A 22,681-nucleotide genomic window follows, 5' to 3' on the forward strand; every position below is an offset into this window, starting at 1 on the left:
TCCCGGCCTTATACATTTGATGAATTTATTAGATTAATTCGACCATTCGCCGCTACGCATCACCGGCTCGCGGGTTCCGTCCGCGTTGATGCCGTCGACATCGATCTGGCCGGAGCCGATCATCCAGTCGATATGGATAAGACTCGAATTGCCACCCTGCGCCTTGATCTGTTCCGGCGTCAGTTTTGCGCCATCGATAAAGCATTTGGAATAGCACTGGCCAAGTGCAATGTGGCTTGCGGCATTCTCGTCAAACAAGGTGTTGTAGAACAAAAGCCCGCTCTGCGAGATCGGTGATGAATGCGGAACCAGTGCCACTTCGCCCAGTCGACGCGCGCCCTCGTCAGTATCCAGCACCTTGTTGAGAACTTCTTCGCCGCGGCTTGCCTTTGCCTCGACAATGCGTCCACCCTCAAAGCGAACCGCGATATTCTCGATCAATGTGCCCTGATGAGACAGAGGCTTGGTGCTCGTCACATAACCTTCTACGCGCAGAGCGTGGGGTGTAGTGAACACTTCTTCCGTCGGAATGTTCGGATTGCAGGTAATGCCGTTCTTGGCCGTTGACGCGCCGCCGTGCCATTCATGACCGTCCGCAAGTCCAACTGTCAGATCAGTGTTTGGTCCCTTGAAATGCAAGGCACTATAAGCCTTGCCGTTAAGGAAACGGGTGCGGGTGCGAAGTGCTGCATTGTGTGCCGCCCAAGCGCCGACCGGATCATCGACATCAACGCGCGAAGCCGCGAAAATCGCATCGGCCAGCTTGCGGGTCGCCATATCCTCCGCTTCGTTCGGAAACATGAGCTTCGCCCATGCCGGATTGGGATAGGAGACGATGTTCCAGTTGATGTCGAAACCCGCGATCTTTTCGAGTGCCGGCTGATAGGCCTTCGAATTGGCGCGGTTGGCGCGTGAAACCTTGACCGGGTTCTGGCTGGAGAGAAGCATCGGATTGTCGGCGGCGATGGCCAGACGTGCAGCGCCATCCGAATAGGCTTTCGCCATCCCCTCATAAAGCCAGTTTGCCGCGCGGTCGAAACTCACATCGGATGCGTTCTCATAACGGGCAAGTGTCATTTCGTCATCTGCGAAAAATGGCGTTACCAATCCGGCTCCAGCCTTGTAGGCATGCTTGGCGATGAGACGAACCAGCGGCAGTGCGATGACCGGTGCGGTAATGACCAGATCCTGCCCCTCGCGCAATTGCAGACCAACGCGAACGGCGACTTCCGCAAGACGTTCGAGTTTCACCGGATCGATAACTGGGTTCAGCTGTTCATGAGCCATAGGTGGAAGACCTCTTTGCATATGGAATCACCGGCAGTTTATCAGACGGCATAATTTCACCACCTTTTTTCCTGTCTTTGCGTTATAGTAAATCCGCGGTCAGTTGCAGAAGAAAGCAGATAGTAATGGATAAGAAAGTACTTATCTTACTGGGCATTACCGGCCTTCTGGCAGGCTGCGTGACCATGACGCCCGAACAACGCCGAGCTGCCGACGAACAGACCTGCCGCAGCTATGGATTCAAGGCCAGGACCGACGCCTTTGCCAATTGCCTCATGCGGCTGGACCTTGATCGCAGAGCTGACCGGCGCGCCTGGCAGAGCCAGGCCGATTTCTACGACACACCGATGGTGATCTATCGACCAATCTACCGGCCCTGAAACCCAGCCGGAAAACCGGTGAGCAGCCATGAAATCAAAAACGCCGATCTGAATGAAGCAGACCGGCGTTTTGAATATCCAATTTATAGACAGGTTTCTTATAGCGGCGCTTCCGGTCGGTCCTGGGACAGAAGGAGCGCGCCGATGGCGTCAACCTGCTTTTGGCTTGCTGCGGCATAGCCGAGCGACGTCGCCTGCGGCGCAGTTGTATCGAACTGCGCCTGGTAAGAGGCCATTTGCACAGGCTGCTCCTGCTGAGTCGCGGCAATGCCGCGATGACGCGCCAGACGGTCGCCACGAGCCTGCGGACCAGTACCGACATTCTGTTCTACGTTTTGAGCCTTGACGGCTTCCGCGAGTGCCACCTGAACGGTTGGCTCCGTTCCCGGAACCGGGCCTATCTGCGGCAGTGTCACATCATAGGATGCGTCCTGCGGAACGGAAGGCGATTGCGGCGAATAGGCGAGAGCAAGATTGTATGGTTCCTGCGGGACTGGATTCTGTAGCGAGCCGTCGCGATTGCGCTTTTCGTAGAAGGAGTTACCCCCGGCAACGAGCACATAATGCATGTTGTTATAGGGGAATTTCAGGCCCGCCGTGTGGAAGAACATGGCGTTCTTGAGCTTTGGATGACGCTTGCCCTTTAGAACCGCGTCAGCAGCAGCCTGAACATCGGGCAACGCTTTGGAATTCATCTTGCGGGTGAGGACACCGGGCGCGAACTGGTTCTTCTGACCGACAACACCGCAAATAGTATCCGGATAACGACCGGAAGCGAGTCGATTCATCACAACTGTGCCAACAGCCAGAAGACCATCGGAGCTTGAACGGTTGGATTCGAAGAACATCGCACGTTCAAGACAATTCTTGTCCCGTGCGGTGTAAGTATAGGTTTTTACGCCATTGACGGACTTGACGTGGCTTGTCGCCGTCTTTTCCGTATTGGCTTTTCCCGAGGTTCCGGTCGTCGTACAACCGGTCACCACGAAAGGCGCAACCATCAGCCCGATAAGAGCGGGCAATTTCCACTTCGCGGCGCGCGTCAATGGCTCAGTCTCATGTTAGGACCCTTAACTGATCCAGTCATCCATTCAGGCGAACACATCTGGAACGATGTGCGCGAACGTCTAACTGCGGTGCAAGTCAAAGAGGACGAAGATCAAAAATCATACGCCCTACTGTCGCTCAATCGAATTCAAGGTTTTGGAATTTTTAGGCCAAAAAAAGGCGGAAGGTCAAATTCCTACGATGCTGGAGACAGCTAAATTGCCCGAAAGCAATTCCGAATCGAGAGTGCGAATTTCCCTACAAGCCCTTTAAATATATTAACAATTTCTTAACAAGAGCTGGAAATTCAGATAAGATGTTGATTTAATGAGATTCAAAGTCACGCAATACACGCCATATCCCTGCCTTAATTCAATTTTTCTTGTACGTTTTTTGCATACACATTCACGGTGTTTCAAATTTTCTGCAGAATTTCTGTTTCAAAGCAGGTTCCGTTGTTCTTCGTCAACTTTGACAACATGCCTGTAACATCGCGTGAGATTGGGCTTTCGACATCTATTTTGACCATTCCGATGCGAATCGGGAGACCCGATCCGCACTTCACGAGAGCTTGACCTTAAGCAAAAACGACCCGCCACGGAAACCGTAGCGGGTCGGACAAATTTAGTTTTAGAAGTCGCAGATAACAGCTCTGCTCAGCCGAAAGAATAGCCAGCGCCACGGACAGTGCGGATCGGATCGAGCGCCCGACCGACATTGATCGCCTTGCGCAACCGTCCGACATGGACGTCCACCGTACGATCATCCACATAGATGTCCGGCCCCCAAACTCCATCCAGAAGCTGACTGCGCGAAAAAACGCGACCGGGCGACATCATGAAATATTCGAGCAGGCGGAATTCCGTCGGTCCAAGGCGAACTTCCTTTTCCTTGCGGTAGACACGATGCTGCTGGCGGTCCAGAACAAGATCTCCCACTTTCAGCACGTGCGAAAGAATGCTCGGATTGGACCGGCGCAGCATGGCTTTAACGCGCGCCAGCAGTTCCGGCGTCGAAAATGGCTTCACGACATAATCGTCCGCACCGACACTGAGGCCGCGGACACGTTCGCTTTCCTCCCCGCGAGCCGTCAGCATGATGATGGGCAGCCGCTCCGTTTCTGGCCATTGGCGCAGACGACGGCAAAGCTCGATGCCCGATACGCCCGGCAGCATCCAATCCAGAATAAGCAGGTCCGGCACGTTCTCGCGCAAGGCGATTTCGGCCTCGTCGCCGCGCAGCATCGTATCGACCTGATAGCCCTCTGCCTCAAGATTGTAGCGAAGCAGCACGCTCAGCGCCTCTTCGTCTTCTACCACAGCGATTTTGGGTGCCTGTGACATCCAGTATTTTCCTATCCAAATTCGGCGGGCGGTGGATAAAATCCCCCCAATCGACCGCGTGCCGCCGCGCTATTCATACATTCTCATCCACCGAACCGAAGTCCGGTCGACAACAGTTCAGGGTTTACGCGCCTCATCCACGACAATACCGTGGCTCAGGTCTTCCTTGGGTCGTTCGGCCGGCATTTGCAGGCCTGTCACGATGTAATATACGGTCTCCGCGATGTTGGTCGCGTGATCGCCGATGCGCTCGATGTTCTTTGCGCAGAATAGAAGATGCGTGCAGGCAGAAATGTTGCGCGGATCTTCCATCATGTAAGTAAGCAGTTCACGGAACAGCGACGTGTACATCGCGTCGATCTCGTCATCGCGGTCGCGGACGACATTAATCTGCTGCACCGAGCGCGACGCATAGGCGTCGAGGACGTCCTTGAGCTGGGTCAGTGCCAGCTCGGCCAGCGTTTCGAGCCCGCGATAAAGCTTTACCGGCTGACGCGATTCCGAAACGGCGGCAACGCGCTTGGCAATGTTCTTGCCCAGATCGCCCACGCGCTCCAGATCGGCTGAGATACGGATCGAGCCGATAATTTCGCGCAAGTCCACCGCCATGGGCTGACGCTTGGCAATGATCATCACGGCTTTGTCGTCGATCTCGCGCTCACTGGCGTCGAGGATGAGATCGTCGGAGATGACACGCTGTGCAAGCGCATTGTCCGCATTGACGATAGCTGCGACCGACTGCTCGACCATACGTTCCGCATGTCCGCCCATTTCGGCGATCTTATGGGTGAGAAACTTCAATTCCTCATCGTAGGAGCGAACGGTATGCTGAGACGGCATAGTAGACCTCGTAATATAAATTGCGGGGAAGCCGCACTGTCTATCTGTTGAGCGCAGTTCCGGATCAGCCGAAGCGTCCGGTGATGTAATCCTGCGTGCGCTTTTCGGTCGGCGCGGTGAACATGGTTTCCGTGTCACCCACTTCGACCAGATTGCCGAGGTGGAACATGGCAGTGCGCTGCGAAACGCGCGCGGCCTGCTGCATGGAGTGGGTGACTATCACGATCGTATAGTTCTGGCGCAGTTCGTCGATCAGCTCTTCCACCTTTGCGGTTGCAATCGGGTCGAGCGCCGAGCACGGTTCATCCATGAGGATCACTTCCGGGCTGACCGCAATCGCACGTGCAATGCAAAGGCGCTGCTGCTGACCACCGGAAAGACCGGTGCCCGCATCGTGCAGACGGTCCTTCACCTCTTCGAACAGGCTGGCCTTCTGGAGGCTCGTCACAACGATTTCTTCCAGATCTGCCTTGGTACGGGCGAGACCATGAATGCGCGGGCCATAGGCGACATTTTCATAGATCGACTTCGGAAACGGATTCGGCTTCTGGAAAACCATGCCAACGCGGGCGCGCAGTTCGACGACATCGATCTTCGGATCGTAGATATCCTCATTGTCGAGCGTGATCTTGCCGCCGACCTTGCAGCCTTCGATCGTATCGTTCATGCGGTTGAGCGAACGCAGGAAAGTGGACTTGCCGCAACCGGAAGGGCCGATCAGCGCCGTGACCATCTTTTCCTGGATATCCAGATCGACGTCGAACAGCGCCTGCTTCTCGCCATAAAATACGCAAACCTTATCGCCGCGCATCTTTATGGAATTGGCGTTGGCGTTCATTTTTTCTCCTACGGCTTTCTCGAGAGATCGTTCAGTCATCAGATTCATAGCTTTCGACTCCCGTTTTACCAGCGGCGCTCGAAGCGGCGGCGCAGAATGATTGCTGCAATATTCATCACGGCAAGGAACAGAAGCAGGACAATGATAGCGCCTGACGTGCGTTCCACAAAGGCGCGTTCTGCTTCATTGGCCCACATATAGATCTGGACAGGCAATGCGGTCGCAGGGTCCATCGGGGTGGACGGAACGTCCGCCACGAAGGCCACCATACCGATCAGGAGAAGCGGCGCAGTTTCCCCAAGCGCGTGGGCGAGACCGATGATCGTGCCCGTCAGAATGCCGGGTGCGGCAAGCGGCAGAACATGGTGGAACACCATCTGCGTTTTCGATGCACCGAGACCGAGAGCTGCCGCGCGGATGGAAGGCGGCACGGCGCGAAGGGCGGCGCGCGTCGCGATGATGATCGTGGGAAGCGTCATCAGTGTCAGCACCAGGCCACCGACCAGCGACGCAGAGCGCGGCAGGCCGAAGAAGTTGATGAAAACCGCAAGTCCGAGCAGACCGAACACGATGGATGGCACGGCCGCCAGATTATTGATGTTCACCTCAATCATGTCGGTAAACCGGTTCTTCTTGGCGAACTCTTCCAGATAGATCGAAGCGGCAACACCGATCGGCAGCGACAGTCCGAGAACGATCAGCATCATGTAGAGCGAACCGACCAGCGCAACGCCGAGACCAGAGGTTTCCGGGCGGCTGGAGGCGCCGGAGGTGAAGAGGCCGGTATTGAAGGCCTCCTTCATCACGCCCTCTTCCGACAGCGTCTTCATCCAGCCCACCTGACGGTCCGAAACCTTGCGGTTTGTCTCTGGTACGGAAAGGTCGATCTGCCCCTTGAAAGCGGAATCGATGTCGGCCCCCGCCAGAACCGGAACGGTCTGCGTCGTGCCGATGAGCGATGGATTGTCCATCACAAGCTTACGCAACTGAATACGCACGCCGTCCGAATAGAAGCGGCCAAGATCGCGCATCGCCGGACGGTCTGTCGCGGCAACACCCAGCTTTTCGGCCAGCGCATTGCGCACCAGCAGCGGATAGTTGGCGGTGATCAGCACATTGGGGTCAATCGCGCGCTTGTTTCCCGGATCGATCACGCTCTCTTCAAGCTTGACCGGCAGATAAAGCGTCGTCTGCCAAAAGGCTGTATAGCCCTTGGAAAAGACCGAGAACAGGAGTGCACACAGGAAGAACACGCCGATGGCAATCGCAGCAATACCGTAATAGCGGAAGCGGCGTTCGGCAGCGTAGCGGCGTTTCAGTCCGATATCGCGACGTGTCGGCTGTGCCGTGGCGCCACTGGCGTTGAAGGTCGTATCGGTCATTATTCGTACTGCTCCCGGTACTTGCGCACGATATGCAGCGCAAAGATGTTCATGATCAGCGTCAGGACGAAAAGCGTGATGCCGAGTGCAAAGGCCACCAGCGTTTGCGGCGAGTTGAACTCAAGGTCGCCGGTGAGCTGGTTGACGATCTTCACCGTGATAGTGGTCATCGCCTCGAATGGATTGATATTGATGCGTGCCGCAACACCTGCGGCCAGAACCACGATCATGGTTTCGCCGATAGCACGGGATGCGGTCATCAAAAGCGCGCCGACGATGCCCGGCAGAGCAGCCGGAAGGACCACGCGCTTGATGGTTTCGGAGCGGGTTGCGCCAAGGCCGAGCGAACCGTCGCGCAAGGTCCGTGGTACGGCAGTGATGATGTCGTCCGAAAGCGAGGATACGAAGGGGATAAGCATCACGCCCATGACAAGACCGGCAGTCAGAACGCTCTGCGCCATGATGAAACCCTGACCGCCTGCAATGGCAATCGAAAGATCGCGCAGGAAAGGTCCGACAGTCACAAGGGCGAAGAAACCGTAGACGATGCTGGGAATACCGGCCAGAAGCTCAAGGACCGGCTTTACGACTGTGCGCACTCGGGGCGAAGCATATTCAGCCATATAGATGGCCGAGAACAGCCCCACCGGAACGGCGAACAGCATGGCCACGAGCGCAATATAGAGCGTACCGGCCAGAAGCGGGATGAGACCGAACTGGCCTGTCTCGCCGCCCGAACCGGCAGCGGCAAAGCGCGGATCCCACACGGTGCCGAAGAAGAAGTCCCACGGCGAAACAGATTGAAAGAAGCTGATGGTCTGGAACAGCATCGAGCAAATGATGCCGACAGTCGTCAGAATGGCGATGCCGGATGCGGCGATCAGCCCCCAGAGAACGATACGCTCGACATTGTTGCGCGCGCGCATACGGCGGCTGATCGTGGAAAGGCCGAAGATCAGCCCTGCGATTGCGATCACCAGGGAAACGGCGGAACCGATGGTGTGTGTCAGCGCTGTTGCCTTTTTCAGGTAGAGCGCGATCGGTACCATATAGTCCTGGCCTTCGGTGGCGAGCGCTACGCCCTTCGATGCCAGAACGGCGCGAGCATCCTGATAGTTCGCCGGGAAGCTCTCCAGTTCCGCAGGCGTCAGCCGGTCAAGCCCATTGGCCAGACCACGCACCATGCCAAGCTGCAGGCTGCGATTGGTGAAAGAACCGTCTTCAATGGCGTCCGGCAAGCGGGCGGTCGCACTGTGATCGAGATAAACCGACGTTCCAACGGCCCAAACAGCGAGGAACAGAACTGCAGGCAACGCAGAAACGAGGAAAACCCACCAGCCATGATAATGCGGGCGGGAATGCATTTTCTCGGTCGGCGAGGCTTTTGCGGAAGCCGTCTGCGCCCTGTCCAGTGCAACGGCACGCTGACGGCCTATGAAGAATCCGATCAGTCCGATTGCAACGATACTGACGAGAACCAGAAAGAAGGACATTCGATTTCCCCGGTTGCCCTGATAAATGTGGACGGTTTTGAGGTGCAGCTTCCACCCATCCCGCTCCACGCGGATGCGCCTGTCTTAGGCTGTAGCAAGGAGAAGAACGCGGAGATTTGTCTTCCCCGCGTTCTACAGATAAAAACTTACTTCGCAGCCATCGTCTTGCCTTCGGAGAAGGCGGCGCGCTGTGCTTCACGTTCGGCATCTGGAGCCGGAACCAGACCATATTCGGCGAGCGGGCCGTCAGGACCGATCATCTGGTCGTTCAGGAAGAACTCAACATATTCCTTCAGACCCGGGATAACGCCGAGGTGGGCCTTCTTCACATAGAAGAACAGCGGACGGGACACCGGATATTCGCCCGAAGCGACGGTAGCAGCCGAAGGGGTGATGTCGTTGACGGTCGCAACCTTCAGCTTGTCAGCGTTGTTTTCGTAGAAATAAAGGCCGAAAACGCCAACGCCGGTCTTGTTGGAGTCGATGCGGGCCAGCGTTTCGGCATAGTCGCCGTCGATGTCAACTGCCTTGCCGTCCTTGCGCACTGCGATACAGGCCGAAGCGGCAGCCTTGTCGTCAAGACCTGTCTTCTTGATTTCATCCAAAGCGCCGGAGTGCTTGCAGCCATCGGCAAGAACCTTTTCTTCGAAAACTTCACGGGTACCGTGCTTTTCACCCGGAATGTAGGCCGCAATGTCCCAATCTGGAAGGTTCGGATTGACCTGATTCCACTTGGTGTTCGGATTGTCGACCAGCTTGCCGTCGACGACCAGCTTGGCTGCGAGAGCCTTGTAGACGTCTTCAGGCTTCAGCTTCCAATCCGGACCCTTGGCATCGGTTGCGAAAACGATGCCATCATAGCCGAAGCGTACTTCCTGAACGTCCTTGACGCCAGCGTCGATGCACGACTTCAGTTCCGAGTCCTTCATGGCGCGCGATGCATTGGCGATGTCGATGGTGTTTTCACCGACGCCCTTGCAGAATTCCTTGATGCCTGCGCCCGAGCCGCCCGATTCAACAACCGGCGTCTTGAAGTTCGGGAAGGTTTCACCGAAGGTCTCGGCGACGATCTTTGCGTAAGGTAGAACGGTCGAGGAACCGGCAACCTGAATCTGATCGCGCGCCTGAGCGGCGGAAACCGACATAACGGCGGCGATGGCAAGCGCTGCGGTCGAGGAAATCATCTTGTTCATGAGCTGCGGCTCCTGTTGTAAAAGACATATGACGATGTGGCGTCGTTAGCCCTCTACGCGCTCTATATTACATTCATATGACACTATTGTTACAGGTTTGTATCAGAGCCGCTTGCCAGTGATTTTGTAGGGTTTTGCCGATCCGTGAACCGGCAAAGATTTCGGGTTCTAAAAATGCGGCAAACGCGCACCAAGAGCTTCAATCCCGGAAACATCGACATTGGCGAAGGCAAAGCGCAGAAACGCGTCCTGTCCTTCACCGAAGAACCGGCCCGGCAAAGTGAGGATGCCAAGTGACTTCGCAAGGCGTTCGGCAACCGCGACCGATGAAACAGCCGGATAAGGATGGCGGACAAACGCGAAATAGGCCCCGACCGCTTCCACATGCCAGCCTTCGATATTGGCCATGACCGACCGCAATGCGGAGGCGCGCCTTGCAATCTCACCGCGATTGTCGTCACGCCAGCCGGTCAAAGGTTCGATGGCGCGCGCGACAGCAATCTGCGGCGCGCGGCTGGCGCATATCTGTAGATTGTCCATGACTTTTGCGACGTTCTCGACCATCGCCTGTCCCGCGACAATCGCACCAAGCCGGTGTCCCGGAATGCAGAACGACTTTGAGAAGCTGTAAAGTTGGATCAGATGCGACGGCCAGTCCGTCTCGTCAAAAAGCCGGTGCGGCGGTTCGTTGGCATCAGCCAGAAAATCGCGATAGGTCTCGTCCAGAATGAGCCATGTCCCATTGTCGCGGCACAAAGCATAGATCTCCGACAACAGTCCCGCCGGATAAATTGCCCCGGTTGGGTTGTTTGGAGAAACAAGCGCTAGTGCCACGATACCCGGACGAAGCGCAGCGCGGACATCTTTGATGCTAGGGATGAAACCATCCTGAGCATGACACGGCACCGAACCCGAAGCGATGCCGAGCATGTCCAGCGATGAACGATGGTTGAAATAGAACGGATCGGTCGTCAGCACCGTATCACCACTTTGTGCCACACACATGATGGCGGCGATAAAGGCCTGATTGCAACCGGATGTAATGTGAACGTTGGAGGCATTGATCTGCGCGCGATAGAGTTGGCCGACATGTGCTGCATAAGCCCCGCGCAAAACCTTTTCACCCTCAATCGGACCGTAACCGGCGGAAGCCACCGATCCCGCGGCCTCGCCCAGAAAGCGCAGCATATCGGGGTGCGGAGGATAACCGGGAACTGCCTGCGACAGGTCGATAAGCGCTCCATGCGACCCGTCATAGTCCCGCGCCCAGGCCTGGACAGCCGGGATGGGCGGTGCGGAAAGGAGATTGATCAGCGGATTGACGGCAGGCAAGGACATTGGCGGCTCCCCATTTTAGCTACCCACTCTTATCGTGATCGCTGGCGTGGTTGAAGCTGTTATTCGCTTGGACGCGAAAGCACGTAAGCTGCGGAACCGAGCATGAAGATCGTTACTGCTGTTGCCAGCAGCCAGCCGGGCTTCGCCCCCCACCAGAACAAGCCATAGCCGACCGTCATGCCGATACAGGCATAAAGCTTCGCGCGGGGCGGGATGGCTCCGCGCTCGCGCCATTTGATGACGAGTGGACCGAAACGCTGATCGGCAAGCAAACGCGCCTCAAACTTCGGTGATGACCGTGCAAAGAACCACGCCGCAAAAATGATGAAGATCGTGGTCGGCATGACCGGCAGGAAAGCACCAATAATGCCAAGCCCCAGCATGAGGAACCCGAAACAAAGATAGAGTATCCGCTTACCCGCTGAAAGTGCGGGGGTGGCAGTCTCGGTTCTGTCTTTTTCGGGGTGATCCTGCATGGCTTTCCATCGTCTGATCTGAACGCTTATAGCAGGATTCCAGCGCCCCCGTGCAGGCTCTCGGCGGTCAAAGAAACGTCATCCCACGGCCTTTCTGCCCCTGTGGATAAGTTTTTGAGGCCGGTAAGGAATTGTGAGACACAGTCAAAAATTGCAATTTTGCCCCCGAAATGCCTTATTTCGTCAACTTTGCCGATGAAGCTGAAAACTTGCCTTACAAATAAAAATTGCAAACTGCCCTCATCCAATCGGGAACCCGGCAAGCAGCTTTTCTTTCAATCGGCACGCGAAAACAAGCCATAGCAAAGGCTTGCCGCAGATTCTTAACGAATCGTAAACAGCTTTACAGCAACAACACCAAATCTATCATAATATTCCTTGGTTATGTTTATGCCTTTAAGTAAACAACGTTCAGTATAGGATGATTTTCCCGATGCGATATAGATTCAATTATCGCACAATGTTCTTATTCGAACCACGCCAGCGCCACATTTAGATTCCAGTTCGCGATTGTCTTTCTCAGTGACAACTGTGGGACACCCCGTCAACAACTAGTGGAACTGGCATGACTTTCAAGACCCGTATGGCTATGCTTGCCGTTGCGGCAACCGGTCTTCTCGCGGCCACCGCAATCGAGGCTTCAGCACAGCAATGCGGCGGTGCCTCCTGGTACGCCCTCACTTCCCGTACGGCTTCGGGTGAACGTATGAACCCATCCGGCCTGACCGCAGCGCACCGCACCCTGCCGCTTGGCAGCAAGGTCAAGGTTACCAATCAAAGAAACGGCAAGTCGCTCGTCGTTCGCATCAATGATCGCGGCCCGTTCATCAAGGGACGCGTCCTCGACCTGTCGAAAGGTGCCGCAAGCCGTCTCGGCTTTATCGGCGCAGGACACACTAAGGTGTGCTTTACGCGGCTGTAGACCTACTGACCCACGTCTGTCGATTTATTTACGGTCCAGCCGATCTGTGAACCAGCGGGTCAGTTTGATCCAGACCTCGTCCTTTTCGGCGGCGTCCTCGATCCCATGTTCAAGATTGGGGTTGTCGTTGACTTCGATCACCACCACGCCGTCGTCCGTTTCCTTCAGATCGACGCCATAAAGTCCGTCACCGATGCAGCGCGCCGCGCGAAGCCCGGTTTCCAGAACCGCCGGCGGCGCGTCGCCCAGCGCATAGGACCGAAATCCGCCTTCCAGCGGCTTGCCGCCCGTATCGTGCTTGACGATCTGCCAGTGGTTCTTGGCCATCATATACTGGCAGATGAAAAGCGGCTTTCCGTCCAGAACGCCAACCCGCCAATCAAACTTCGTCGGCATGTATTTCTGCGCAAGAAGGAGATCGCTGTCCTCCAGCCATAAAGTGGCAAGTGCTTTCAGTTCGGCAAAATCCTTCACCTTCTTCACGCCGCGCGAAAACGACGAATCCGGTATCTTAATGACCATCGGAAAGCCCAGCATATCGGCAGCTCGTTCCAGATCTTCCTCACCAGCAATCATCACTGTCGACGGAACAGCCACATCATTGGCCTGCATCAATTCGTGCAGATAAACCTTGTTGGTGCAGCGGATCATGGAAATCGGATCGTCGATCACCGGCATGTTTTCCTGTTGCGCCCGCCGGGCAAACCGGTAAGTATGATTGGAGATTGAGGTCGTCTCGCGGATGAACAGCGCATCATAATTGGCAAGCCGTGGCAGATCGCGCTTGCCGATCGGCTCCACTTCCACCCCAAGCCGGGCCGCAATCCTTGCCCAATGCTTCAGCGTCGAGACGGTAGACGGCGGCATAGCCTCCTTCGGATCGCACAGAGTTGCGAAGGAATAACGGGCCGGAACCTTCGGGCGTGCGGCGCGCCACTCACGCTGCGTATAGCGGTCAAGTGCCTCCTCGAAGCGCTCCTTCTGAGCCTTGGAAAACTTCGCGATATTCGCAAAGCCGATCTTCTGGATACGCGCCCATTCACCGGCCTTCACCGTGACTTCCAGCGACGGCGCGCGAAACCAGTCGAAGAGCAGCCGTCCGAACCGTTCAAATTCGGGATTATCGGCAAGGCCGAAATGCACATGGATCGTTTCCAGCGCTTTTTCCGGATGCTTGCCGAGCGCCTTGTTCAGCATGTCTTCGAGTTCGGGAATGGCATTTTCATAAAGCCGCCGTTCCGACAGGTCGATCATGGTTTCCACGGATGGGATGATCCTATGGCCCCGCGCTTCGGCCAGAAGCGAAGCGTAGTATCCGCGGCTCTGATAGGCGTAGGAGCGCGACAGATTGATGATGCGCGGGCGCAGCTGTCCGTTGAAGAGTGCGGGATGAGCGAGATAATCGCGCGTGGTCATGACCTTGTGTGGCGTCGCCCCATTGTCGATATCCGAGAGGCGCCCCACCAGAATGACGCAGATCGTCATCAGTCCGTCCTTTTTTCCAGAATAACGGCGGCCCTGAGCCCATCACTGCCGAACCGTGCGATGCGGTCAAAAATATGGAAAGGAACAGGGACATTTGCAGCATCGGCAATGGTTTCGCCGAGCTCTTCCTCCACCCAGGGGTCGTGAATGAGAATGTGCCGCCCATCTTCACCATGGGCCAGCACCCAATGCGGCACTTTCTTGCCGAACATATGGTAACCGCTGACCAGCACGATTACCGCTGCCCCACGACGCAAGGCAGCCAGAATATCGTGCAGCGTGAAACCACGATAGTCCACCGGAATGGCATAGGCTTCCGTGCGCTGGCGAAAATCGGTCTGCGCCAGTTGCATGACCTTGCGTTTTTCTTCCGAACGCACCGATTGCAGAAAAAGCATATCCTCAATGGATACGATGATCGACGCTTTGAGACCGCGCTCGTGTGCAGCAACTGCAAGCCCGAACGGCTCACATCCGCCCGGCCCTGACATCATATAGATCGTTGTCGCATCGCGCCAAAGGCGGACTTCCAGCACGGGATCAAGCCGCGTCTCTTGATTATGCCGGGCAAGAACCATCATCAGGCAGGCCGCACCGCAGGTAAAATCGGTCGTCTGCTCGTAATATGGAAAAGCTGTGACGGGCGAAATGTCACCGCGAACCGTCTTCTCAAAACGCAGCGCATCCGAATGGTCCGCGTAGTAATCGAGATAGCGTCCGATGGGCCGGTAACCTTGCCGCTTATACAGCGAAATGGCACGTTCGTTGTCCTCGCGCACTTCCAGCCGCAGCAACGGACGGTCGTGGTCGTAAGCTGCCATTTCCACCGCCTGCAGCAGAAGTGAGCCGACGCCCTTGATCTTGGCCTCCGGATCGACGGCTATCGAGTAAAGTCGCGCAAGCGCGGTGCCTTGACGAAACAGGATCATCGCATAGCCGATGACGGTCCCGTCCACTGTTGCAACGATGGTTTCTGCGGTTGGTCGCGCAATGAGGGCGCGAAATGAACGACGTGAAATTCGGTCTGTCTCGAAACAGCGCTTTTCGATGCGCAGGAGCGCATCTATGTCGTCTGCCGTGGCCTTGCGCGTGGTTGCGCCTGTCATCTTTTGGCCTTTGCAAAGAGATCTTACGATCCGGTCGAACACCAACAATTGGCATATTCGCGGCAAAAGACAAGCGCCCGGACCGTGGCAAAATTATGAGTGATTTTCATCGCCCGATCCGCGTCAGACGGTCGATAAATTCAATTATTAATTGCATTTTTTCAAAATACCCTCGTTAACCATTAATTAAGAAGTCGGGCGATCTCGAGGCGAACCGAATTGACTCCGGACTGTTTCAGACATTAACGTTTCGTTAATAAATGAGTAAATGGCGAGAGCCAAAGGGCGTTGAGTATGTTTTGCGTTGTTCGCTCGACCACAAAAATTATGGCAGCCGCCGGTTTCGCGGCTTCGCTGCTGATGGCAAGCTTTGGTGCAGAAGCCGCTTCCGGCGACTTCATGCAGACCGGCAAGCTGACCTCGCAGCCGATCGGACATTATGAATTCTGCAAGCGCGAAGCCAAGGAATGCGGCATCACCAGCCGCGATACCCGTGCGCTGCAGTTGACCCACTCAAACTGGCAGCGCATTGTCGAGATCAATCTTGCTGTCAATGAAAGCATCAAGCCGATGACGGACATGGAAATCTACGGCGTCGAGGAATACTGGGCTTACCCGACAACCGTTGGTGACTGTGAAGACTACGTCCTGCTGAAGCAACGCGAATTGCAGAAGGCTGGAATCCCGATCACCGATCTTCTGATCACCGTCGTTCGCAAGCCGGACGGCGAAGGTCATGCGGTCCTCACAGTTCGCACGGATCGCGGCGACTTCGTTCTCGACAATCTGACCGACGAAGTCATGCGTTGGAATGAAACGGATTACACCTATCTGAAACGTCAGGCTGCGAACGATACCGGTCGCTGGGTCACCATCGAAGGCCCGGACAATCTCCTCGTAGGCTCCGTACGCTGACATCGAGACCTCTCCGTTTGGTTTTGAAAATGACCCGGAATGTGCTATTCAGTCCGGGTCTAAAAAGGAGAGGTCGGTGCGGTTAGCCCGATCCCCGTTGCAAAGCGGGTCCTGGCCTTCGCGATTGCTTTCATTTCGGCAGATGCGTCGAGTCCCTTGACCTTCCACTCCGATGCAATGGTGCATGGGAGAACAAGAGGTCTTGGTTATGAAACAGCAAATCTCCGTCATTACACTTGGTATTGCCGATCTTGAGCGCTCACGTCGTTTTTACGCCGAGGGCTTCGGCTGGGTACCGGTTTTTGAGAATGAAGAAATCATCTTCTATCAAATGAACGGTTTCGTTCTCGGAACCTTCCTGAAAGCTTCTCTTGAAGCCGACATGAACCGCAGCGGCCTTCTGCAGCCTGGCGCATTTTCTCTTGCACATAATGTGGAACTGAAAGCGGATGTTGCGCCACTAATGGACCGGCTGGTTGGAGCCGGCGGCAAACTGTTGCGGCCTGCCGATGCACCGGTCCATGGCGGCTTTCGTGGCTATGTCACCGATCCCGACGATCACGCTTGGGAAATTGCCTGGAACCCGGCATGGTCCATCGACGAAAATGGCTTTGTAACATTTGGGATATGAACTGATAGATCGGCCACAGGGCGCATTTCACGCCCTGTGGTTTATAATGACGTGACTATGGGGGGCCGCGCATGACGAAAATCTATTTCATTTCACATCCGGAAGTCGTGATCGATCCCGCAAAACCTGTTCCATCGTGGAACCTATCTGAACATGGTGTTAAACGAATGCGCTCCTTCGCCAGCCAGCCGGAGTTGCGATCAATCACATCAATCTGGTCCAGCACGGAAACAAAGGCAATTGAAGCCGCTGAAATTCTGGCTGGTGTTTTAAGAATCAGTCCGTTGACCGACAGTCGCTTTAACGAGATCGACCGAAGCGCCACCGGCTTCCTGCCTGCCGAACATCACGAGATTATCGCCGACCAGTTCTTTTCAGCACCCGAGACGAGCATTCGCGGCTGGGAGCGGGCAATTGATGTGCAACAGCGCATCGTAAGCGGTTTCGAAGCAGTCAAACAGCTTGGAACCTCTGGCGATATTGCTATCATCGGCCATGGCGGTGCCGGGACCGTACTCCTGTGTTATCTGGCCGGACTTCTGATTAACCGCCGGTATGACCAGCCCTTTCAGGGGCATTACTGGTGCTACTCATGCGAAGACGATGCTGTCCTCCATCACTGGAAACCGATAAGCGTCCCGTCCCGCTGATCGGCTTTGCTATAGCTTATGCTGCCGAAACCAACCTTTCCGCGCCCATGCGATAAGATATGGCGCTGGCCAGATGGATACGGCCGACTTTGTCGCTCCCATCCAGATCGGCTAGTGTACGCGCGACTTTCAGGATGCGATGATAGGCGCGGGCGGAAAAACGCATTTGCTCGCTCGCATCGCGCAAAAGCTTGAGACCACTTGCATCCGGTTCCGCCACCTCTTCGATCAGCTTGGCCGAACAATAGGCATTGGTCATGGACGACTCCAGACCGCGTGCGGAATAGCGCGCGGTCTGCGTTGCGCGGGCGCGGGCGACGCGTTGCGCGACCGTCTCACTCGTTTCCGACCGGGATGGTTTGATGAGATCGAAGGCAGAGACTGCAGGCATATCCACCCGCAAATCGATACGGTCCAGAAGCGGGCCTGAAATACGCGCCTGATAGTCAGCCTGACAGCGCGGGCCACGAGCACAGACATGCCCCGGCTCACCCGCCATGCCGCAACGGCAGGGATTCATGGCCGCGATCAGCTGAAAGCGCGCCGGATAGGTAGTTCGATGATTGACGCGCGCAATGAGACATTCGCCGGTTTCGAGCGGCTGGCGCAGAGAATCCAGCACCTGTGGTGAGAATTCCGGAAACTCGTCCAGAAAGAGCACACCATTATGGGCAAGCGATACTTCGCCCGGTCGCGCACGCAATCCACCGCCGACCATTGCTGCCATTGATGCCGAATGATGCGGTGCGCGGAACGGACGGCGATCCGACAATTTTCCGCCCGAAAGCTCGCCTGCAATTGAGGCAATCATAGATACGTCCAGCAATTCGCGTGGGGAAAGGCGGGGTAGAATCGATGGCAATCGCTGAGCGAGCATGGATTTGCCTGATCCCGGCGGTCCGACGAGCAGCAGATTATGATTGCCCGCAGCGGCAATCTCAAGCGCTCGCTTGGCGGTTTCCTGCCCCTTTATATCTGCAAGATCGAGTTCCGTTTCCCCGGAAATCCGCATGGATGGTTCCGGTCGGGTCAGGACCTGCGTACCGCGAAAATGGTTGGCAAGAGCGATGAGGCTGCGCGGAGCCAAGATATCGATGTCAGCACCAGCCCAGGCCGCCTCCGGCCCGCAAGAATGCGGGCATATGAGCCCTTTCTCGTCCCGATTCGCGCCTATAGCAGCGGGCAGGACACCGGCTACTGACGTTATCGAGCCGTCGAGCGAGAGCTCACCCAGAACGAGATAGGATTGGATCGCGTCAGCCGGAATAGCGCCCAATGCCGCCATAAGCCCAACAGCAATGGGCAAATCGTAATGCGATCCTTCTTTCGGCAGGTCGGCAGGCGCCAGATTGACCGTCACCCGCTTGGTCGGCATGGAAAGTCCAGAAGCGTGCAATGCTGCCTGCACCCGCTCACGGCTTTCCGCGACGGCTTTGTCTGGCAGTCCGACGATGGACATACCCATCTTGCCCGGTGCAACCATCACCTGCACGTCGACAGGCACAGCTTCTATGCCCTGAAAAGCAACTGTTCCAACCCGCGCGACCATATGCCCCCACTCGCCACGCACTACATCTCTTAAGTGAGTATGCACTCAAATACAACTTGAAGAGTTAAGCACGGACGAGCGGCAAATACAAGAACGTTAAGGGAACGAATTAACGCTTGGCTTCGACCGCATCCCAGAAAAGGGCCGCAATATCGGTTCCGTCGAAACGCTGGATTTCGCGGATACCAGTCGGAGAGGTGACATTGATTTCTGTCATATAGTCACCGATCACATCGATGCCGACCAGAATGAAACCACGCTCTTTCAGCGACGGGCCGATGCGCTCGCAAATCTCGCGTTCACGCGGCGTCAGCTTGCTCTGTTCGGCGCGCCCACCGACATGCATGTTGGAACGGGCATCGGTTTCCGAGGGCACGCGGTTGATTGCACCAACAGGTTCGCCATCGATCAGGATGATGCGTTTGTCACCAGCACGCACATCTTTCAGATAGCGCTGCGCAATGAAGGGCTCCTTGAAGAGCTGACCGAACATTTCCAGAAGCGAGGTGAGGTTGCGGTCACCATCGGCCAGATGGAAGACGCCCGCGCCGCCATTGCCGTAAAGCGGCTTCAAGATGATGTCACCGAACTCGCGACGAAAATCCATGACTTCCTGCGGGTCCTTGGTGATGAGCGTTTCCGGCATCAGGTCAGGAAATTCGGTCACGAAGATTTTTTCGGGACTGTTGCGCACCCAGGCCGGATCGTTGACCACCAGTGTCTTCGGATGTATCCGCTCAAGAAGATGGGTGGTGGTGATGTAGTTCATGTCGAAGGGCGGGTCCTGACGCAGAAGCACCACATCCATTTCCGACAGGTCGCGGCGGATCGGCTCGCCGAGCGTATAGTGATCGCCCGTGACGTCGCGCACTTCCATCTTTTCCAAGCGGGCGGAAACGACGCCGTCACGCATCGAAAGCCGGTCCGGCGTATAATGGTAAAGCTCATGACCGCGTTTCTGCGCCTCGAGCGAAAGGGCGAATGTAGTATCGCCGGTGATGTTCACCGTGCTGATATGGTCCATCTGGACCGCGACTTTGAGAGCCATGATTTCCTCGCGATTCGAAGTTGCGGGAAATCTAAAACGGAATGATCAGGCAACATAGTCCTTTCTCTCAATCCGGCGCGGACAGCGGCTGTGCGTTCTCGGTGCATGAAGTTGAACTGGATCAGCTTTCATCCGTTGTCTATGCTGATTGTAATCGGTTCGGCCGTTTCGGGAGGAAAAAGTGACTGTCGTTAAAACTACTCTGTTTGCTGATCATGTAGCGCAACTTGGCGAAGGCCCCGGCTACGATCCGTTAAGCGGAAATGTCTGGTGGTTCGACATTCTCGGCCAGAAACTGATCGAGAAGAACTGGGAAAGCGGCGAAACACATGTCCATGCGCTCGGCATGAAGGCGAGCGCGCTCGCCGTGATCGACCGCGACCGGCAGTTGATCGTTAGCGAACATGGGCTGTTCATCCGGGAGCGTGCCAATGGGCACCTGACCCTTCATCACCCCCTTGAGGCCGATAATGAAGTTACCCGCTCCAATGATGCGCGTGTGCATCCTTCAGGATCGTTCTGGATCGGGACAATGGGCAAAAAGGCCGAAACCGATGCAGGCTCGATCTGGTGGTATCGCGAAGGCCAGGTGAAGAAGCTATTCTCCGGCATCACGATCACCAATTCGATCTGCTTTTCTCCCGACGGAAAGATCGCCTATTTCGCCGATACGGATCGCAATATCATCTGGCGGGTCGATACGGACCCGGAAACCGGATTGCCGATATCGGACAGAAGCGTCTTCCATCACCGGGCCGAAGAAGGCGGCGTCGATGGGTCGGTTGTCGATGCGGAGGGCACGCTATGGAATGCCTGCTGGGGTGGCAGTTCGCTGAATGCCTATTCACCGCAGGGCCGACTGATCCGCTCAATTTCGTTGCCGGTCCGTCAGCCTTCCTGCCCGGCATTCGTCGGGCCGGATGCAACGATGATGATCGTGACGAGCGCCAGTGAAGGCCTTGACGAAGAGGCGCGCCGATCCGATCCCCATGCCGGAAAGGTTTTGCTGCTCGATCTGACGCTTGCCGGTCGGCACGATCCGCCGGTCCGACTATAAAATAGGAAGTGAAAAGGGCCCTGCGGGCCCTTTTGATCAAATACCTTCCACAATTATAATCTCGCCGTCGGCCACCGTCTGGCGGATGGCCTTGGCGGCTTGATATTCGGGCGAATTGTAGCAATCGAGCGCGTGCTGCATGGTCTCGAATTCGATGATCACATTGCGGGCGCGACCCTGCCCCTCGACTGCGTCAGCCTTGCCACCCCGTGCGATGAAATTTGCACCATAACGCTCAAACGCCGGTTTTGCTGTCGAAACATAATCCTTGTAACGCTCGGGATCACGGACATCCACACGGGCAATCCAGTAGGCTTTCGTCATACTTTCTCCTCCAGTAATTCTTCATGCAACCGAGCGCATTTCCTCCAGAATGGCAAGTGCTGCCGCTTTGCGGTCGACCGCACCGACAATCGGGCGCGCAACGACCAGGTGGCTGGCTCCGGCCTTCAAGGCATCGGCAGGGGTCATGACCCGCTTCTGGTCGCCTTTTTCCGAATCTGCGGGACGAATGCCCGGTGTGACGATGGCCATGTCCGCTCCGACCGCCTGACGGATGGCAGCGGCTTCCACAGCGGAGGCGACGATGCCCCCCATACCGGCCTCGCGCGCCTGACGGGCGCGTTTCAGCACCAGTGTCTCCGCATCGTCGGAATAACCGGCTTCCCGCAGATCGGCATTATCCATCGAGGTCAGAACCGTCACACCCAGAAGGCAGAGGTCCGAACCCTTGGCAGCTTCCACCGCTGCCCGCATCGCTTTCGGATAGGCATGCAGGGTGAGCATGGAGACCCCCATCTTCGCGACATTCTCGACACCCTTCGCAATGGTGTTGTCGATATCGAGTAGCTTCATGTCCAGGAAGACTTTTTTCTTCGCTGCCACGAGGCTTTTCGCGAAGTCGAGACCGCCCGCAAAAACCAGCTGATAGCCGATCTTGTAGAAGGAAACGGCGTCGCCCAGCTCTTCGACGACCTTCTGCGCCTCAGTAATAGTCGGCACGTCAAGGCCCACGATCAGTTGATCGCGCAAATCTGTCGTCGTCATGAGAGTCTCCGTGGTGATTTTTACTCTCTTCGCACAACAGGACCCGTTACGAAAGAGACGGAATCAGCTTTTTGCTTCTTCCACCCGTGCGATGAGGCTGCGGCAGACAGCCGAAAGCATTCTGGCGCTGCGTTCTTCTTTCAGCGTGCCATCATCATTGAAGGCCACCGATGCATGACCGACCGAACATTGCTCGGTCACGATCTGCACGCCGACATTCATCAACACGGCACGCAAATGATAAAGTCCACGCATACCGGCGAACATCCCGTCGGAACTGGAACAGAGGCCGACCGTCAAACCTGCGTAGGGCCTGAATGGTTTGTCCCCATCCCTTGAAATGCGGCTGACCCAATCGATGGTGTTTTTCAGAAGCGGTGGGATCGAGGCATTATACTCCGGCGAGCAGATCATCAGCCCGTCCTGTTCCGCGAACAGGCGTCCGAGCTTCATGGCGTTCTCCGGAACGCCATGCTCATTCTCCAGATTCTGGTCCATGATCGGCAGCGGATAGTCAGCAAGCGTGATGCGCGTGACCTCAGCACCCTGCGCCCGCAATTCCTTTTCGGCGGCGTCCGCCATATGGCCGGAAAATGCGCCAATGCGAACCGAGCCCGCGAAGACGAGAATACGTGCAGTCATGAAAAGCCTCGT

At 56.2% G+C, this 22,681-nt stretch carries 23 protein-coding genes; 6 read left to right on the forward strand and 17 right to left on the reverse strand.

Annotated elements, in window-relative coordinates:
- Nucleotides 1-33: 33 nt before the first annotated feature.
- The gene (locus JNC70_RS04975; protein WP_104755193.1) at nucleotides 34-1,287 is read right to left on the reverse strand and encodes an aminopeptidase; all 1,254 of its coding nucleotides are present in this window, start codon (nucleotides 1,285-1,287) and stop codon (nucleotides 34-36) included.
- A gap of 125 nt (nucleotides 1,288-1,412) precedes the next feature.
- Between JNC70_RS04975 and JNC70_RS04980 the strand changes: the two genes are divergently transcribed.
- Entirely contained in the window at nucleotides 1,413-1,667 is a 255-nt protein-coding gene (locus JNC70_RS04980; protein ID WP_249126992.1) for a hypothetical protein, read from the forward strand.
- A gap of 98 nt (nucleotides 1,668-1,765) precedes the next feature.
- Here JNC70_RS04980 and JNC70_RS04985 read toward each other — a convergent pair whose 3' ends face one another.
- From JNC70_RS04985 to JNC70_RS05025, 9 genes are all read right to left on the reverse strand, one after another.
- On the reverse strand, nucleotides 1,766-2,713 hold the full coding sequence (locus JNC70_RS04985; protein WP_104755192.1) for a cell wall hydrolase: 948 nt from the start codon (nucleotides 2,711-2,713) through the stop codon (nucleotides 1,766-1,768).
- Between the two features lie 657 nt (nucleotides 2,714-3,370).
- Nucleotides 3,371-4,057, reverse strand: coding sequence for a phosphate regulon transcriptional regulator PhoB (gene phoB, locus JNC70_RS04990; protein ID WP_006468130.1), 687 nt, complete (start codon nucleotides 4,055-4,057; stop codon nucleotides 3,371-3,373).
- 117 nt (nucleotides 4,058-4,174) lie between these two features.
- On the reverse strand, nucleotides 4,175-4,897 hold the full coding sequence (gene phoU, locus JNC70_RS04995) for a phosphate signaling complex protein PhoU (RefSeq protein WP_006468129.1): 723 nt from the start codon (nucleotides 4,895-4,897) through the stop codon (nucleotides 4,175-4,177).
- Nucleotides 4,898-4,961: 64 nt separating this feature from the next.
- Nucleotides 4,962-5,735 carry a phosphate ABC transporter ATP-binding protein PstB gene (gene pstB / locus JNC70_RS05000; protein ID WP_235969060.1) on the reverse strand — a complete coding sequence of 258 codons (774 nt, stop codon included), beginning with the start codon at nucleotides 5,733-5,735 and terminating at the stop codon, nucleotides 4,962-4,964.
- A 65-nt stretch (nucleotides 5,736-5,800) separates the two neighbouring features.
- Nucleotides 5,801-7,117, reverse strand: a complete 1,317-nt coding sequence (pstA, locus tag JNC70_RS05005; RefSeq protein WP_104755190.1) for a phosphate ABC transporter permease PstA — start codon at nucleotides 7,115-7,117, stop codon at nucleotides 5,801-5,803.
- On the reverse strand, nucleotides 7,117-8,610 hold the full coding sequence (pstC, locus tag JNC70_RS05010; protein WP_104755189.1) for a phosphate ABC transporter permease subunit PstC: 1,494 nt from the start codon (nucleotides 8,608-8,610) through the stop codon (nucleotides 7,117-7,119). The genes pstA and pstC overlap by 1 nt, the downstream gene beginning before the upstream one ends.
- A 146-nt stretch (nucleotides 8,611-8,756) precedes the next feature.
- On the reverse strand, nucleotides 8,757-9,803 hold the full coding sequence (locus JNC70_RS05015) for a PstS family phosphate ABC transporter substrate-binding protein (RefSeq protein WP_104755188.1): 1,047 nt from the start codon (nucleotides 9,801-9,803) through the stop codon (nucleotides 8,757-8,759).
- Between the two features lie 168 nt (nucleotides 9,804-9,971).
- Nucleotides 9,972-11,135 (reverse strand): aminotransferase, encoded by a 1,164-nt coding sequence (locus JNC70_RS05020; RefSeq protein WP_167394041.1) that lies wholly within the window; start codon nucleotides 11,133-11,135, stop codon nucleotides 9,972-9,974.
- 65 nt (nucleotides 11,136-11,200) lie between these two features.
- Nucleotides 11,201-11,617: a YbaN family protein gene (locus JNC70_RS05025; protein WP_104755186.1), complete on the reverse strand. Its 417-nt coding sequence runs from the start codon at nucleotides 11,615-11,617 to the stop codon at nucleotides 11,201-11,203.
- 565 nt (nucleotides 11,618-12,182) lie between these two features.
- On the opposite strand from JNC70_RS05025, the gene JNC70_RS05030 reads away from it, so the two are divergent.
- The gene (locus JNC70_RS05030) at nucleotides 12,183-12,539 is read left to right on the forward strand and encodes a septal ring lytic transglycosylase RlpA family protein (protein ID WP_104755185.1); all 357 of its coding nucleotides are present in this window, start codon (nucleotides 12,183-12,185) and stop codon (nucleotides 12,537-12,539) included.
- 24 nt (nucleotides 12,540-12,563) lie between these two features.
- Here the strand turns inward: JNC70_RS05030 and JNC70_RS05035 are convergent, their stop codons facing one another.
- On the reverse strand, nucleotides 12,564-14,024 hold the full coding sequence (locus JNC70_RS05035; protein WP_104755184.1) for a RimK family ATP-grasp domain-containing protein: 1,461 nt from the start codon (nucleotides 14,022-14,024) through the stop codon (nucleotides 12,564-12,566).
- On the reverse strand, nucleotides 14,024-15,130 hold the full coding sequence (locus tag JNC70_RS05040; protein ID WP_104755183.1) for a GNAT family N-acetyltransferase/peptidase C39 family protein: 1,107 nt from the start codon (nucleotides 15,128-15,130) through the stop codon (nucleotides 14,024-14,026). Before JNC70_RS05040 ends, JNC70_RS05035 begins: the two co-directional genes overlap by 1 nt.
- 294 nt (nucleotides 15,131-15,424) lie before the next feature.
- Here JNC70_RS05040 and JNC70_RS05045 point away from each other — a divergent pair, with 294 nt between their 5' ends.
- The 3 genes from JNC70_RS05045 to JNC70_RS05055 all read left to right on the forward strand — a co-directional run bounded on the left by JNC70_RS05045 (nucleotide 15,425) and on the right by JNC70_RS05055 (nucleotide 17,326).
- Nucleotides 15,425-16,045 carry a transglutaminase-like cysteine peptidase gene (locus tag JNC70_RS05045; RefSeq protein ID WP_104755182.1) on the forward strand — a complete coding sequence of 207 codons (621 nt, stop codon included), beginning with the start codon at nucleotides 15,425-15,427 and terminating at the stop codon, nucleotides 16,043-16,045.
- Nucleotides 16,046-16,253: 208 nt separating this feature from the next.
- Entirely contained in the window at nucleotides 16,254-16,676 is a 423-nt protein-coding gene (locus JNC70_RS05050; RefSeq protein ID WP_104755181.1) for a VOC family protein, read from the forward strand.
- Nucleotides 16,677-16,747: 71 nt separating this feature from the next.
- Entirely contained in the window at nucleotides 16,748-17,326 is a 579-nt protein-coding gene (locus tag JNC70_RS05055) for a histidine phosphatase family protein (RefSeq protein ID WP_104755180.1), read from the forward strand.
- A 16-nt stretch (nucleotides 17,327-17,342) separates the two neighbouring features.
- Here the strand turns inward: JNC70_RS05055 and JNC70_RS05060 are convergent, their stop codons facing one another.
- On the reverse strand, nucleotides 17,343-18,875 hold the full coding sequence (locus JNC70_RS05060; protein ID WP_104755179.1) for a YifB family Mg chelatase-like AAA ATPase: 1,533 nt from the start codon (nucleotides 18,873-18,875) through the stop codon (nucleotides 17,343-17,345).
- 109 nt (nucleotides 18,876-18,984) lie between these two features.
- The gene (gene gshB / locus JNC70_RS05065; RefSeq protein WP_104755178.1) at nucleotides 18,985-19,923 is read right to left on the reverse strand and encodes a glutathione synthase; all 939 of its coding nucleotides are present in this window, start codon (nucleotides 19,921-19,923) and stop codon (nucleotides 18,985-18,987) included.
- A 181-nt stretch (nucleotides 19,924-20,104) separates the two neighbouring features.
- Between gshB and JNC70_RS05070 the strand changes: the two genes are divergently transcribed.
- On the forward strand, nucleotides 20,105-20,980 hold the full coding sequence (locus tag JNC70_RS05070) for an SMP-30/gluconolactonase/LRE family protein (protein WP_104755177.1): 876 nt from the start codon (nucleotides 20,105-20,107) through the stop codon (nucleotides 20,978-20,980).
- Between the two features lie 36 nt (nucleotides 20,981-21,016).
- Here JNC70_RS05070 and JNC70_RS05075 read toward each other — a convergent pair whose 3' ends face one another.
- The 3 genes from JNC70_RS05075 to JNC70_RS05085 all read right to left on the reverse strand — a co-directional run bounded on the left by JNC70_RS05075 (nucleotide 21,017) and on the right by JNC70_RS05085 (nucleotide 22,669).
- Nucleotides 21,017-21,304, reverse strand: coding sequence for a DUF1330 domain-containing protein (locus JNC70_RS05075; protein ID WP_104755176.1), 288 nt, complete (start codon nucleotides 21,302-21,304; stop codon nucleotides 21,017-21,019).
- Nucleotides 21,305-21,325: 21 nt separating this feature from the next.
- Complete coding sequence (pyrF, locus tag JNC70_RS05080) at nucleotides 21,326-22,027, reverse strand: orotidine-5'-phosphate decarboxylase (protein WP_104755175.1); 702 nt, start codon at nucleotides 22,025-22,027, stop codon at nucleotides 21,326-21,328.
- 63 nt (nucleotides 22,028-22,090) lie between these two features.
- On the reverse strand, nucleotides 22,091-22,669 hold the full coding sequence (locus JNC70_RS05085) for an NADPH-dependent FMN reductase (RefSeq protein ID WP_104755174.1): 579 nt from the start codon (nucleotides 22,667-22,669) through the stop codon (nucleotides 22,091-22,093).
- Nucleotides 22,670-22,681 lie beyond the last annotated feature (12 nt).

Source organism: Brucella oryzae, assembly GCF_041929965.1.
In the GTDB taxonomy this organism is placed as follows: Bacteria; Pseudomonadota; Alphaproteobacteria; order Rhizobiales; family Rhizobiaceae; genus Brucella; species Brucella oryzae.